At 66.5% G+C, this 13,582-nt stretch carries 13 protein-coding genes; 10 read left to right on the forward strand and 3 right to left on the reverse strand.

Going from position 1 to position 13,582, the window contains the following annotated elements:
* Positions 1–42: 42 nt before the first annotated feature.
* A complete protein-coding gene (gene idi, locus ACTHNC_RS02340) occupies positions 43–570 on the forward strand; it encodes an isopentenyl-diphosphate Delta-isomerase (protein WP_440292997.1) in 528 nt (175 codons plus the stop codon).
* A 6-nt stretch (positions 571–576) separates the two neighbouring features.
* Here the strand turns inward: idi and ACTHNC_RS02345 are convergent, their stop codons facing one another.
* Positions 577–1,770: a RimK family alpha-L-glutamate ligase gene (locus ACTHNC_RS02345; protein WP_440292983.1), complete on the reverse strand. Its 1,194-nt coding sequence runs from the start codon at positions 1,768–1,770 to the stop codon at positions 577–579.
* Positions 1,771–1,795: 25 nt separating this feature from the next.
* On the opposite strand from ACTHNC_RS02345, the gene ACTHNC_RS02350 reads away from it, so the two are divergent.
* Complete coding sequence (locus tag ACTHNC_RS02350) at positions 1,796–2,272, forward strand: ATP-dependent zinc protease family protein (RefSeq protein WP_440292984.1); 477 nt, start codon at positions 1,796–1,798, stop codon at positions 2,270–2,272.
* Between the two features lie 19 nt (positions 2,273–2,291).
* On the opposite strand, the gene ACTHNC_RS02355 is transcribed toward ACTHNC_RS02350, so the two are convergent.
* The gene (locus ACTHNC_RS02355; RefSeq protein ID WP_440292985.1) at positions 2,292–3,020 is read right to left on the reverse strand and encodes a FadR/GntR family transcriptional regulator; all 729 of its coding nucleotides are present in this window, start codon (positions 3,018–3,020) and stop codon (positions 2,292–2,294) included.
* A 171-nt stretch (positions 3,021–3,191) separates the two neighbouring features.
* Here ACTHNC_RS02355 and ACTHNC_RS02360 point away from each other — a divergent pair, with 171 nt between their 5' ends.
* The 8 genes from ACTHNC_RS02360 (at position 3,192) to ACTHNC_RS02395 (ending at position 12,240) form a co-directional block, all read left to right on the forward strand.
* Complete coding sequence (locus ACTHNC_RS02360; RefSeq protein WP_440292986.1) at positions 3,192–4,835, forward strand: ABC transporter substrate-binding protein; 1,644 nt, start codon at positions 3,192–3,194, stop codon at positions 4,833–4,835.
* A gap of 66 nt (positions 4,836–4,901) precedes the next feature.
* Positions 4,902–5,870 carry an ABC transporter permease gene (locus tag ACTHNC_RS02365; RefSeq protein WP_440292987.1) on the forward strand — a complete coding sequence of 323 codons (969 nt, stop codon included), beginning with the start codon at positions 4,902–4,904 and terminating at the stop codon, positions 5,868–5,870.
* The gene (locus ACTHNC_RS02370; protein ID WP_440292988.1) at positions 5,867–7,948 is read left to right on the forward strand and encodes a dipeptide/oligopeptide/nickel ABC transporter permease/ATP-binding protein; all 2,082 of its coding nucleotides are present in this window, start codon (positions 5,867–5,869) and stop codon (positions 7,946–7,948) included. Before ACTHNC_RS02365 ends, ACTHNC_RS02370 begins: the two co-directional genes overlap by 4 nt.
* On the forward strand, positions 7,945–8,736 hold the full coding sequence (locus ACTHNC_RS02375) for an ABC transporter ATP-binding protein (protein WP_440292989.1): 792 nt from the start codon (positions 7,945–7,947) through the stop codon (positions 8,734–8,736). Before ACTHNC_RS02370 ends, ACTHNC_RS02375 begins: the two co-directional genes overlap by 4 nt.
* A gap of 73 nt (positions 8,737–8,809) precedes the next feature.
* Positions 8,810–9,751, forward strand: coding sequence for a dihydrodipicolinate synthase family protein (locus ACTHNC_RS02380; protein ID WP_440292990.1), 942 nt, complete (start codon positions 8,810–8,812; stop codon positions 9,749–9,751).
* A gap of 1 nt (position 9,752) precedes the next feature.
* On the forward strand, positions 9,753–10,664 hold the full coding sequence (locus ACTHNC_RS02385; RefSeq protein WP_440292991.1) for an ROK family protein: 912 nt from the start codon (positions 9,753–9,755) through the stop codon (positions 10,662–10,664).
* The gene (locus tag ACTHNC_RS02390) at positions 10,661–11,353 is read left to right on the forward strand and encodes an N-acetylmannosamine-6-phosphate 2-epimerase (RefSeq protein WP_440292992.1); all 693 of its coding nucleotides are present in this window, start codon (positions 10,661–10,663) and stop codon (positions 11,351–11,353) included. The genes ACTHNC_RS02385 and ACTHNC_RS02390 overlap by 4 nt, the downstream gene beginning before the upstream one ends.
* Positions 11,353–12,240, forward strand: coding sequence for an alpha/beta hydrolase fold domain-containing protein (locus ACTHNC_RS02395; RefSeq protein WP_440292993.1), 888 nt, complete (start codon positions 11,353–11,355; stop codon positions 12,238–12,240). The genes ACTHNC_RS02390 and ACTHNC_RS02395 overlap by 1 nt, the downstream gene beginning before the upstream one ends.
* 30 nt (positions 12,241–12,270) lie before the next feature.
* Here ACTHNC_RS02395 and ACTHNC_RS02400 read toward each other — a convergent pair.
* A partial coding sequence (locus tag ACTHNC_RS02400) for an MFS transporter (protein WP_440292994.1) occupies positions 12,271–13,582 on the reverse strand: 1,312 nt, incomplete at its 5' end.

The raw sequence follows: 13,582 nt of genomic DNA on the forward strand, positions 1-13,582 counted from the left end.
GACGCCGCCGCGGCGGCGACCGGTGCTGGCAGACTCGACCCCGTGACCGTCGACTCCACCCGTGTCGTGCTCCTCGACGACCGTGGCAACCGCACCGGGTCCGCCGAGAAGATCGGCGTTCACGGCCCCGAGACGCCCCTGCACCTCGGATTCTCCTGCCACGTGCTGCTCGACGACGGACGGCTCCTCGTGACGCGGCGAGCCCTGTCGAAGCTCACCTTTCCCGGTGTGTGGACGAACGCGTTCTGCGGGCATCCTGCGCCGGGCGAAGAGGTAACGGATGCCGTGCGCCGGCACGCGCGAGACGAGCTGGGTATTGGTCTGGCGGACCTCGAACTGGTGCTGCCCGACTTCCGCTACCGGGCGGTGGATGCGAACGGGGTCGTCGAGTACGAGGTCTGCCCGGTCTACGTGGCTCGCGCTGTGGGCGAGCCGGTGGTCAACCCGGACGAGGTGGCCGAGGTCGCGGCGGTCGCGCCCGCCGAGCTGGGTGCGGCCCTTCGCAGCACGCCGTGGGCGTTCAGCGCGTGGCTCGTGGAGCAGGCCAAGCTGATGCCGCTGTACGCCTGAACCGTCTCAGGACTCGAGCGCGAGCGCATCCTTCGGCAGCTTGCGGACCTTCGTGCGGCGTCGCCTGCGCGCCGGGATCATCGACCGCATCTCCTCGAGCTTGCCGAAGCACAGCAGGCGGTCGCCCGCCTCGAGCTCGGTGTTGCCGCGCGGGTTCGGGATGACCGTGGCACCGCGGTGCAGGGTCAGCACGGTGATGTCGCGCTCATCGAGTCCGGAGTCGCGGATGCGCTTGCCGACGAGGTCGGCGTCCGCCCCGACCGCGAGTTCGGCGACGCCGTAACCGGTCGAGACGGTCAGCCGCTGACGCACGTCGATCTCGGGGAAGGCGACCTGGTTGTCGATGTAGTCGACGATGGCGCCAGCTACGTCGAGTCCGGTCGCGGTCTCGATGCCCTGCAGGCCTGGTGAGGAGTTGACCTCCATCACGAGCGGCCCATCGTCGCCCTCCAGCATGTCCACGCCGGCGACACGCAGGCCCATGATCTGGGCGGAGCGCACCGCGGCCTGCTCGTACTCCGGCGGCAGGTCGATCCGCTGCACGGAGCCGCCGCGATGCACGTTGGACCGGAACTCGTCGCCACTGGCAACCCGCCGCATTGCGGCCACCACGCGGTCCCCGACGACGAGAGCACGGACATCCCGTCCCTTGCTCTCGGCGATGAACGACTGAACGAGCACGTTCTGCTTCGTCGAGTGCAGCGTCTCGATGATCGCCTCGGCGATCTTCGCCTCAGGGGCCAGGATGACGCCGATGCCCTGCGTGCCCTCCAGAAGCTTGATCACCACGGGCGCTCCGCCCACGGATTCGATCGCGGTGCGCACGTCCGCCCGGCTGTGCACGAACGCGGTCGCGGGCATCCCGATGTTGTGCCGGGAGAGGATCTGGTTGGCACGCAGCTTGTCACGCGAGTTGGTGATGCCGTTCGCGGTGTTCGGTGTGTAGACATCCATCTGCTCGAACTGCCGAACGACGGCGGTGCCGAAGTACGTGATCGAGTTGCCGATGCGGGGCAGGATCGCGTCGTAGTCCGACAGCAGTTTGCCCCGGTACTGCAGGTCGGGCTCGTCGCCGGAGAGGTCGATCGAGAACCGCAGAGTGTCGAGCACCTTCACACGATGACCCCGATCCGTGGCGGCGCTGCGGAGACGCTGGGTGGAGTACGACTGCGGCGCCCGCGACAGAATGGCCAACTTCAACGTGGGCTCCTGAAAAGATGGGGGGATGGGCGAGACCATCCATTCAAGCACCGTCGTGGGGTGGCGCGAGTGGGTTGCTCTCCCCGCGATCGACGTGCCATGGGTCAAAGCGAAACTCGACACCGGTGCGCGCAGCTCGGCGCTGCACGCGTTCGACGTCGAGGAGCTTGACGGCGGCGCGCGCGTGCGGTTCCACGTGCGTCCGTGGCAGGACTCCGACCGCGATGCCGTGGCCGTCGAGTGCCCGATCCACGACCGTCGGCTGGTGCGCAGCTCGTCCGGGCACGCGGAGCACCGGTACGTCGTGCTCGTCGAGCTGGAGCTCTGCGGGCGCCGTGTGCAGGCGGAGACGACCCTCACGAACCGCGACGAAATGGGCTTCCGGATGCTCGTGGGCCGGCAGGCACTCCGGCAGGGCGGATTCGTGGTGGATGCGAGCCGGTCGTTCGTCGGCGGCAAGGCGCCGCGCCCGGTGCGGCGGCGCAACCGCGGGAAAGTGTGACCCGGCGGCGCTGTCCGGCTCAGCCGACCTCGGCCACCGGTTCCGCGTCGCGGTCGAGCCGTTGCTCGATGCCTTTGAAGTGCGCCTGAAGCGCGTTCGCCGCCGCTTCCCCGTCCTCGCGGAGCAGCGCCTCGTAGATCTCGCGGTGCTGCGCTGCGATCTCCGCAGGCGTCTGGATGCTTCTCGGAAGGTGATCCTGCAACAGATCGAAAACGTCCCAGAAGGCAGCCAGCAATTGCGAGATGAACGGGTTGTCGAGTGGTCGATAGAGGAGTTCATGGAACACGCGATCGTCAGGAGGCGAGAAGCGCCCTTCCGAGGCCGCCCGTTCCATCGCGACGACGGCCGCGTCAATCTTGTCGAGGTCGTCTCGTTTCATCGACTCCATTGCTCGCACGATGAGGGCTCCTTCGAGGGAAGCCCGCAGATCCATCAGATCGCGCAACTCCTTGGTGCCCTCCTGCGCGGAAAGTCGCGCGTGGAACACCAGCTCTGAGATCAATGCTCGCAAGCTCATCTCGCCGACCGCCATGCCGAAGCCGCGTCGAATGACCACGACGCCGGTCGCCTCCAGCACCTTGAGTGCTTCCCGGAGTGAATTGCGGCTGACGCCCAGGGTCTCGGCCAACTCGTGCTCCGTGGGAAGCGGATCGCCCGGCTTGAGGTGTCTCTCGTAGATGAGGTCCTTGATCGCGTCCTGTACCTCGGTCACGAGACTCGTTCTCGCCAGTGATGCCGGCTTGGCCATCGACGCCCCTCTCCCTCGACATCCGGTGCCGCTCGCAATTGACGAATCGGATGGGTGGCACTAAAGTAGCACGACATCGGTTGTCCAACAACCGACATCCTATCTACCAAGATGCCCAGCGACGACCTTCCGTCGCCCCCCAAAGTTCAACGACGAGCAAGGAGAAGACAGATGTCGAACCCCTTCGGACCGTCAGGGTCTAGCGAGTTCAGTCGGCGCACTCTGCTGCGATGGACCGGTGCTGCAGCCGCAGCCGCCACCATCGGTGCGACCCTCGCGGCGTGCACCGGTCCAGCATCCACGGCAGGGTCGAACTCGAAAGCGACATCCAGCAGCGGCGCATATTCGGGGCCGAGCGGCACCATCGATGCCGTTGTCGGATATGGCAACAACCAGTCATGGGATCCGTCACAGACAGCATCCGCTTTCAGCATGGCCGCCAACAGGCACGTTTACGAGGGACTGGTGAGCACGGACCTCGTCACCGGAAAGGCGAGTCCGGCTCTTGGAACGACGTTGCCGAGCAATCCGAACGCGACTACGTGGAAGTTCACCTTGCGTAAGGGCGCGAAATTCCACGACGGAACGCCGGTGACTGCTGACGACGTCGTTTTCAGCTTCGATCGCATTCTCGACCCGACCACACTGATCAATGAGTTCTTCGCCGGCTGGCTCGCGTCGGTGGACAAGGTAGACGACAGCACCGTCGAGTTGAAGCTCAACTATCCGTTCCCGCTCGGTGTGCAGCGCCTCGAGCTCGCCAAGATCATGCCGAAGCATGCGTACACGGACTGGGCCGCTGTGGCGACGGGCACGGGCAAGATCATCGGAACCGGCCCGTACATGATCACCCAGAACACACCAGGCACCAGCACGACCTTCGGTGCCTTCAAGGACTACAACGGTCCGCTCCGGCCGAACTTCGAGACGATGACGTGGTTCTCGATCACCGACCCCAACGCCATCGTCGCGAAGGTGCTCAGCGGTGCCGCGATCGTGACCGACAACGTTCCCACCAGCAACGTGTCATCGCTCACGGGCGCCGGAATGAAGGTCGGCGAAGCCAAGGGCATGGACAACGTGTTCATGATGTTCAACACGTCGCAGAAGCCGTTCGACGATCCTCGCGTGCGTCAGGCGATGTTCTACGCCATCGACGTGGAGAAGCTGATCAAGGTCGGCCTGAACGGCTACGGAGATCAGCCACAGAGCTTCTTGCCCGCAGCATCTGGCTTCAAGGCCGCGACGCCGCTGTTCAAGCATGACCTCTCGAAGGCGAAGCAGCTCCTCAAGGAGGCGGGTGTCGACAGCGGCTTGAAGATCACGATTCTGGCCACCAACACCTCATACGTCGTCAACTCGCTGAACGTCATCCAGGAGGGCTGGGAAGCACTCGGGTTCACGGTGACCCAGGAGCCACAGGCGACCGCCGCGCTGTTCACGAAGATGGATCAGGATGCCTCGTATCAGGTTGTGATCGCCAGCTCGAACCCGGAACAGTTCGGAACCGACCCCGACCTCTTGATCCGCTACAACTACACCAAGGGCGGACTGTGGATGAAGTACACCAAGTGGGACTCGTCTCCTGAGGCGACGGCGCTGTTCGCGGCCATGAACAAGGCTGCCAAGGAGACCGATACGTCTAAGCGCAACTCGATGATCCAGACCAACCTGGACACGATCGCGAAGAACGCCGTCATCTACCCCGTGGTATTCGTCGACATGCTCACGGCGTGGTACCCGAACAAGGTGTCCGGAGTTCCCGCGCTCCCCATTCCTGGCATCGACCTGCGCCAGGCCAAGCTCACATCCTGACCCCACGGAGGGCGGCCCGACTCTGCGTGTCGCCCTCCCTTCACCTCCTGCACCATCGGAGCTCCCGTGGCACTATTCGTCAGATTGATCATCCAGCGCATCCTGCTGCTGATCCCACTGCTGCTCGGCGTCATCCTGTTCGTCTTCATCGTGATGAAGTTCTCGGGCGCGGACCCGGCCATTGCGGCACTAGCTGGTCAAGGCGGCAACCCGACGCCGGCCCAGATCGCGCAGTTCCGGCACGAGAACGGCCTCGACCAACCCCTCATCGTGCAGTACTTCTACTTCGTCGCGGACGTCTTCCGTGGCAACCTCGGCTATAGCCTGCTCAACCACCAGCCGGTCACCCAGATCATCGGAACGGCGCTGCCGCTGACGCTGCAGCTGACCGGCCTGGGCATCCTGGTCGCCGTGGTACTGGCGCTGCTTCTGGGCATCACCGGCGCCCTGTTCCGGGATCGCTGGCCCGACAAGGTGATCCGGTTCGCGACGCTCGCGTTCGTCGCCGCTCCCTCGTTCTGGGTCGCCCTGCTTCTCGTGCAGTGGTTCTCGGTCGACGTCAAGATCTTCCCGCCGAGCGGATACGTGAACCCGCAGCAGAACCTCGGTCAGTTCTTCCTCTACATGGTGCTGCCGATGGTCTCGCTCGCGCTGCCGATCGCCGGCGCTCTCGCTCGAATCGTGCGTACGTCGATGGTCGAGGAACTCGACCGCGACTACGTGCGGACGGCGATGGGCAACGGGCTTCCCCGCATCGTCGTCGTCGGGCGCAACGTGCTGCGCAACGCATTGATCAACCCGCTCACGGTGCTCGGCCTGCAGATCGGGTACCTCATCGGCGGCGCGGTCATCATCGAGACCACGTTCGCGCTCCCCGGCATGGGCCAGACCATGATCAACTCCGTCATCAACTCCGACCCGTTCGTGGTGCAGGGCGTCGTCATCGTGATCGCCATCGGTTTCGTCGTCGTCAACATGATCGTCGACATCCTCTACCTCGCCGTGAACCCACGCCTGAGGAGCGCAGCAGCATGATGATCCTCCGCAAGAAGACCACGGAACGCCTCAGCAAGCCGGGACTGCGACTGAGAGGGATGAGCCTGTCGGGATGGATCTCCCTCGGCTTCATCGTTCTCCTCGCCCTAGCGTGCATCTTCGCACCGCTGATCGCACAGAACCCGCTGACGACGGAGCAGCTGCAGCACGGAACGGCCTCCGCGGCGCCGAGCCTTCAGCACTGGTTCGGGCAGGACCTGCAGGGTCGCGACATCTTGTCCCGCATCCTCTACGGCGGCCGCATCTCACTCTCGATCGGCCTCGGAGCCGCCGCCATCTCGCTCATCGCCGGCGCCGTCGTCGGTGCAGCCGCAGCCACGCTGCCCAAGTGGGGCGGCGGCGTGATCATGCGCATCCTCGATATCATCATGGCGTTCCCCGGCATCGCGCTGGCCGCACTGTTCGTCACGATCTTCGGCGGCAGCATCCCGTCGCTCATCATCGCGATCGGTTTCGTCTACATGCCGATGGTGGCCCGCGTGGTGCGGGCGAACGTGCTGGAGCAGTACAGCGAGGACTATGTCGCGTTCGAGAGGGTCATCGGTGCGCGCACCTGGTGGATCGTCTCCAAGCATGTGATCGTCAACTGCGCCGCCCCGGTACTGGTGTTCTCCACGTTGCTCGTCGCCGACGCCATCGTGTTCGAGGCGAGCCTGTCGTTCGTGGGTGCCGGCATCCGCCCGCCCACGCCGAGCTGGGGAAACGTCATCCAGGACGGCCGGGCGATGATGTTCACCGGCGGCTGGTGGGCCACCGTGTTCCCCGGCCTGTTCATCCTGCTCACTGTGATCTGTCTCAACATCATCGCCGAGCGGGTCACGGATGCCATGGCCGACCCCGCACTGCGCCGGGTCAAGAAGCGGAAGAATGCGCCGGTCGTCGCCCCCGAGCGCACTGCCGACCTCATCAAGGAAGCCGAGGAGGCCATCGCGGGTCGCAGCGATAAGGATGCCGAACCGGCCCGAGCGCTCAGTCTCGACGAGCACCTTGCGAAGCTGCGGGAGGTGGAGCTGGCCAGGGAACCGCGTAAGGTCTACACGGGCACTCAGGCGCCTGTCATCGAGGTGCGCAACCTGAGCATCCGATTCCCGGAGCGCTACGGCGACATTCCGATCGTCGACGACGTGAGCTTCTCGGTTCGCCCGGGGGAGACCATGGCGCTGGTGGGTGAATCCGGCTGCGGCAAATCGATCACGAGCCTGGCGATCATGGGGCTGCTGCCCCGCGCCGCCCACGTGACCGGCAAGATCCTGTTCAACGGCGTCGACCTGCTCACCCTCTCGCCGAGGGCGCGCAATGCGCTACGCGGGCACGAGATGTCGATGATCTACCAGGACGCGCTCAGCTCCCTGAACCCGTCGATGAAGATCCGTTCGCAGATGAAGCAGTTGACCAGCCGCGGTGGCACCCGCAGTGCGGAGGAATTGCTCGAACTCGTCGGGCTGGATCCTGTCCGTACGCTGAGCAGCTACCCGCACGAGCTCTCCGGGGGTCAGCGTCAGCGAGTGCTGATCGCGATGGCGCTCACCCGGGACCCGAAGCTCGTGGTGGCCGACGAGCCGACCACAGCGCTCGACGTGACCGTGCAGAAGCAGGTCGTCGAACTGCTGGACAGGTTGCGCGAAGATCTCGGCTTCTCGATGGTGTTCGTGAGTCACGATCTCGCGCTCGTGGCATCCCTCGCGCACCGCGTCACCGTGATGTACGCGGGTCAGGTGGTCGAGACGGCGCCCACCAGGAGCCTGCTGCTCGACCCGCGTCACGAGTACACTCGCGGCCTGCTCGGCTCCGTGCTCTCGATTGAAGACCAGGCTGAGATCCTGCACCAGATACCTGGCACGGTTCCGTCGCCGATCGACTTCCCGTCGGGTGACAGGTTCGCGCCACGCTCGCTCGACCCGAACGCGGATCCCGCGATCCGGCCCGAGCTCGCGGCCATCCCGGGTTCCGAGGAGCATCTGTTCGCGGCACGGGTCATCCCGACGCCCCAGGCGGTGCTTATCGCGGAAGAGGAAGAAGAGGCGCAGAAGGCACCGGCGAACGGAGCGGCACGATGAGTAGTCCCATCGTCGAACTGCGCGGCGTGAAGGTCACGTACCGCACCCGCACAGGTGGAAGCGTGTTCAAGCACGGGAGTGTGAACGCGCTGCGCGGGGTCGATCTCGACATCTCGGTGGGCCAGACCGTAGGCATCGTCGGAGAGTCCGGCTGCGGAAAGTCGACCCTTGCGAAGGTCATCGTGGGCCTGCAGGAGCCTACGGGAGGCAGCGTGCTCTTCCGGGGAAAGCCCGTGCGAGGACGCAAGGGACGCACCGATTTCGGGCGTGCGGTGAGCGTCGTGTTCCAAGACCCGGCGACAGCCCTGAACCCGCGCATGACCGTATTGAACACGATCCTCGACCCCATGCAAGTGCACGGCATCGGCACCCGTCGCAGCCGGGAGGCCCGAGCGTACGAGCTCCTGGATGTCGTCGGCCTGCCGCCGAGTGCGGCAGCGGTCGTGCCCGCCCAGATCTCCGGCGGCCAGAGGCAGCGCGTGGCGATCGCCCGTGCCCTCGCACTCGATCCACAGATCATCGTGGCCGACGAACCGACGAGCGCCCTCGATGTCTCGGTGCGCGCGCAGATCCTCAACCTGCTGGGCAAGCTCAAACGCGAGCTCGGGCTCGGAATGGTCTTCATCTCGCATGACATCCAAACCGTCAGGCACGTCTCCGACACCATCTGCGTCATGAACGACGGCGTGATCGTCGAACGAGGGGATGCCGAGCAGGTTTTCGACGATCCCCACGACGCATACACGCGCAAGCTGCTCGGCGCCGCACCGAGTCTGCTGCACGCCTGACACCGTCTCCCACCCACCGTTACGACCACATCAACGCCGCAAGCACACCGCCCAGGCACCAAGGAGAACCACCATGTCCAAGCTCACCGGAGTCGTTCCCCCGGTATGCACGCCTCTCACCGAGGCCGGTGAGGTGGATGTCGCTTCGTATCGTCGTCTTCTCGACCACCTGATCGATGGCGGTGTCGACGGGCTGTTCGTACTCGGTTCCAGCTCCGAGGTCGTCTATCTCACGAACGATCAGCGTCGGCTCGTGCTGGAGACGGCGGTCGAGCACGTGGCCGCCCGGGTGCCGATCCTCACCGGTGTGATCGACACGACGACGCCGCGTGTTCTCGAGCACGTGCGGGTCGCCGACGAGCTCGGCGTCGATGGCATCGTGGCGACTGCACCGTTCTACACGCGCACGCATCCGGTCGAGATCGATCGGCACTTCCGCCTCATCAAGGAGGCGAGTTCGACCCCGTTGTGGGCATACGACATTCCCGCCTGTGTTCAGAGCAAGCTCGGACGCGACCTCGTGCTGTCCCTTGCTGCCGATGGCGTGCTGGCCGGTGTCAAGGACTCGTCAGGAGACGATGCGAGCCTGCGCTACCTAGTTCTGGAGGCACGCGGCGACGGACGCTTCGATGACTTCAGCATCTTCACCGGCAGTGAGCTGCTCGTCGACACCGCACTCTGGTTCGGCGTGGACGGCGTCGTGCCGGGACTCGGCAACGTCGACCCGGTCGGGTACGTCAACCTTTATCGTGCCGCCCGGTCCGGAGACTGGGAGACCGCGCGTCGCGAGCAGGAGCGTCTCATCATGCTCTTCGATTTCGTCAACGTAGGCTCGCGCAGCCGGCCTATGGGGGGCAACTCTTCGGCCATCGGCGCTTTCAAGGCGGGCCTCGCTCTCCAGGGCGTGATCGACAACGGTCGCACTGCCGACCCGCAGGTGCAGTTGAACGAGTCGGAGCTCGAGACGATCGGCGGATACCTTCAGCGCGCCGGGCTCGCCGTTCCGGTGGCGTGAGATGACGGCTCGGCTCGCACTGGCGGTCGATATCGGTGGCACGAAGATCGCCGCCGCTATCGTTGACGAACACGGGCGCATCCTGGAGCGCGGCGAGGTTTCGACGCCCGCAATGGACGGGAGCGAGCGCATCCTGGACGAAGCACTGAGTCTCGCCACTGGGGTTGCCGGGAAGAGTGAGATCGCGGCGGTCGGTGTCGGATCGGCCGGAGTGATCGACCGACGCGGGCGCGTGAGCTCGGCCACGGGCACTCTGGCAGCCTGGGCCGGCGCAGACATCGCCGGTGCCTTTCGCGAGTCATTCCGTCTGCCCGTGCGCGTGGTGAACGATGTGCACACGCACGCGGTCGGCGAAGCCGTGCGCGGCGCCGGCCGTGGCAAAGACACGGTGCTCGTCGTGGCCGCGGGAACCGGGATCGGCGGAGCCATCGTCACGGATGGCGCGCCCGCCCTCGGTGCACACGGTGCTGCCGGTCACCTCGGTCATATCCCCTCGCCCGCGGCGGCCGGCCTGCTCTGCTCTTGCGGCCGCCTCGGCCACCTCGAGGCGATCGCAGCGGGCCCGGCCATGCACGCGGCCTATCTGCGGGCAGGTGGAGACGCGACGACCGCCGAAGCTCGAGCCGTCGTCGCCAGGGTCGACACCGACCAGACCGCAGCCGCGACGGTGCGCGTGGCGGCCGCCGCTCTCGGCTCGGCGATCGGCGGCCTCGTGAACACGGTCGACCCCGATGTCGTCGTCGTAGCAGGCGGCCTCAGCGGTGCCGGCGAGCATTGGTGGGATGCCCTCCTGGCCGCAGCCCGCGCGGATGCCATGCCCTCGCTGGAGTCGGTGCCGATAGTTCCCGCCGAGCTCGGCCCGGACGCCGCACTCGTCGGTGCCGCAGACCTGGCCGTACGCGAGCTGAGATGACTGACCAGCGATCGGCCGACCTCCTCGAACGACTGCGCAGCAGGCTCGTTGTGTCCTGCCAGGCATACCCGGGTGAACCGCTGCGCACTCCGGAAGCGATGCTCGGCATGGCGCTCGCGGCCGAGCGCGGCGGAGCAGCGGGCATCCGTGCTCAGGGACTCGACGACATCCGTCTCATCGCCTCACAGGTGCGGCTGCCCGTGATCGGGTTGTTGAAGGTGTCCGGTGGCGACGTCTTCATCACGCCGACGCTCGACGATGCGCTCGCGGTCGTCGAGGCCGGCTCGGATGTCGTCGCGATCGACGGCACGCGGCGACCGCGGCCCGACGGCCGCACGCTGGCCGAGACCATCGCGGCGCTGCACGAGCAGACCGACGCACTGGTGATGGCCGACTGCGGAAGCGCGGATGACGCACTCGCCGCGCAGGATGCCGGCGCCGACATCGTGGGAACCACCCTCGCCGGTTACACCGGTGAACGCGAGAAGACCCACGGACCCGATCTCGACTTGATCGCTGCTCTCGCACCGAGGCTGCGCGTGCCGCTCGTCGCGGAGGGCCGCATCCACACGCCCGCTGATGCTCGCGCGGCACTCGACGCGGGAGCGTTCTCCGTCGTGGTGGGCACCGCGATCACTCACCCCACCACCATCACGTCGTGGTTCGTCGATGCGCTCGAGGGCCGATGATGGGCTCGTCGAATACCTCAGAACGCGTGCTCGAGGGACCGCACGGCGACCTCCGGGTGCGCATGTATCACCCCGGCACGCCGACCGGGCCCGCTATCGTCTGGCTGCATGGCGGCGGCTTCTCCGGCGGCGATCTCGAGATGCCAGAGGCCGACTGGGTATCGCGTAGTCTCGCGCAGCGAGGCATCCTTGTCGTCTCGGTCGATTACGCTCTGGCACCGTGGCCACCGGAGCGAGCCCTGCCCCTGGGCAGGGAGGTCGTGCCCCACGGAGTGCACTACCCGGTGGCCGTGGACGAAACCGTCTTCGCATTCCGTTGGGCCGTGGGATCGGACCTCGCCGACGGTCCGTGGGCCATAGGAGGCGCCAGCGCGGGCGCGAACATCGCCGCGGGATCGGCGCTGCGCCTAACGCACGAAGGCGGGCCGGTCCCAGCCCTCGTCGCTCTCGCGTATCCGACCTTGCTGGCCGTTCAGCCCGCACCTGACGCCGAACTCCGTGCGGCGCTCGACGCGCATCCGAACCCGGAAGTGTCGATCTTCAAGCCCGCCTGGGTCGCTCTCATGTATCAGAACTACTTGGGCGGCCCGTTGGACCAAGTTCCCGGCGGCGACGCTCCGGTCTATGCGGTGCCGGGCCTGGCGACCACGGAGCAGCTTGCACGGTTTCCGTCCACGGTCATGATCAACAGCGACACCGACGAACTGCGTGTCTCGGGGGAGGCCTTCGCTACAAAGCTGCGCGACGCCGGCGTGAATGTCGACGTCTCCACTGAGCCGAACACGGTGCACGGTCATCTCAACCGCCCGCACGAGCCCCCCGCGCACGAGTCGCTCGAAGCGTTCGCGACGCGCATCAACGCGCTCGCCGAAGCGACTTCACCCTGATCCGAGCAGTCGGCCGACCCACCTGCATGCTCAGGCCGCGTCAGGCTCCTCGTAACTCCGCGGATGCCACGTGGACAGTAGGACCGCGTGCGCGATCGCCAGCCCGGTCGCGATCGCGACGATCGTGAGCCACTGCGGAACGGCGTCCGACCCGGACCCGTTCACGAAGATGGCGCCGAGCACGGTCGTGGCGAGGATCGCTCCGACATATCGCGATGTCTGCAGGATGCCCGCGGCGACACCGACATCCTTCGGCGAGGCGGACGCGTACAGCGCTTGGCTCATCGCGATGCTCACCACGCAGTACGGGGCGCCCATCGCGGCGGTGATGAGCAGGATCGCGATCGGCGTCTGCGTCAGGCCGGCGATCGACAGCAGCGCGGCACCGACGATCAGGCCGAGTCCGCCGACGATGAGCGTGAAGCGCAGGCCGCGTGACTCGATCCAGCGAGCGCCGAGCGGCGTGAGGCCGATGGTCACTGCCGCGAGCGGGAACATCAGCAGCCCGGTGATGCCTGCGTTGTAGCCGCCGTGCTCCTGCAGCAGCTGCGGCAAGCCGAAGAACGCCGTGTAGTACACAAGGTTGAAGACCGCGAAGCACAGGTACACCATCATCAGCGAGCGGTTGGCGGCCAGCAGCCGCAGGTCGATGAACGGAACGGATGCCGTCAGCTCCCGCCACACGAACCCCGCGCCCGCGAGCACGGCGACCGCGAGCAGCCACCAGGTCGGCGACGTCTGGAGACCGAGCAGGAACACCAGCAGGGCCACGAGCATCCCGATGAAGAGGGCGACGCCCGGGATGTCGGACTGTGCGACCAGCGTGCGGAACCGCTGCGCGCGGCGTGGGGCATCCGCGGGGGCGAGGATCCTCGTGCCGATCAGCGACAGCGCGGCCAGCGGGACATTCACGGCGAAGATGGCCTGCCAGCCGAGCGTGCTCACCAGTAGCCCGCCGAGCACGGGCCCCACCGCTGCGCCTGCCGTGTTGGCGATCTGGATGCGTCCGAGCAGCCGCGGAGAGGACACCCCGGACTGCGCGCTCAGCGGTCGCACCATCGCGACGGCCGACGGGAATGCAGTGGCCGTTCCGATGGCGAGCCCGACGCGGCCGACGCAGACGAGCGCGAACGAGGGCGCGAACGGCGTCAGGGCGCTCACCGCGATGACGACGGACATGCCGAAGATGAACAGGCGGCGGGGTCCGAACCGGTCGCCGAGTCGTCCCATCAGCGGCTGACCGGCGGCCGACGCGAGGTAGAACGCCGTGATGACCCAGGTGGCCTCGGCGATGCCGAGCGCGAACGTCTTCTGCAGGTCGACGAGCGCGACGGCGATCATC

The organism is Humibacter sp., from assembly GCF_051954055.1.
GTDB lineage: Bacteria > Actinomycetota > Actinomycetes > Actinomycetales > Microbacteriaceae > Humibacter.

Bases quoted from the DNA above. Each gene is read 5' to 3' on its own strand.
- ACTHNC_RS02350 (WP_440292984.1), top strand. From the start codon at position 1,796: ATGGGCGAGACCATCCATTCAAGCACCGTCGTGGGGTGGCGCGAGTGG.
- ACTHNC_RS02355 (WP_440292985.1), bottom strand. From the start codon at position 3,020: ATGGCCAAGCCGGCATCACTGGCGAGAACGAGTCTCGTGACCGAGGTA.
- ACTHNC_RS02360 (WP_440292986.1), top strand. From the start codon at position 3,192: ATGTCGAACCCCTTCGGACCGTCAGGGTCTAGCGAGTTCAGTCGGCGC.
- ACTHNC_RS02370 (WP_440292988.1), top strand. From the start codon at position 5,867: ATGATGATCCTCCGCAAGAAGACCACGGAACGCCTCAGCAAGCCGGGA.
- ACTHNC_RS02375 (WP_440292989.1), top strand. From the start codon at position 7,945: ATGAGTAGTCCCATCGTCGAACTGCGCGGCGTGAAGGTCACGTACCGC.
- ACTHNC_RS02380 (WP_440292990.1), top strand. From the start codon at position 8,810: ATGTCCAAGCTCACCGGAGTCGTTCCCCCGGTATGCACGCCTCTCACC.
- ACTHNC_RS02385 (WP_440292991.1), top strand. From the start codon at position 9,753: ATGACGGCTCGGCTCGCACTGGCGGTCGATATCGGTGGCACGAAGATC.
- ACTHNC_RS02390 (WP_440292992.1), top strand. From the start codon at position 10,661: ATGACTGACCAGCGATCGGCCGACCTCCTCGAACGACTGCGCAGCAGG.
- ACTHNC_RS02395 (WP_440292993.1), top strand. From the start codon at position 11,353: ATGGGCTCGTCGAATACCTCAGAACGCGTGCTCGAGGGACCGCACGGC.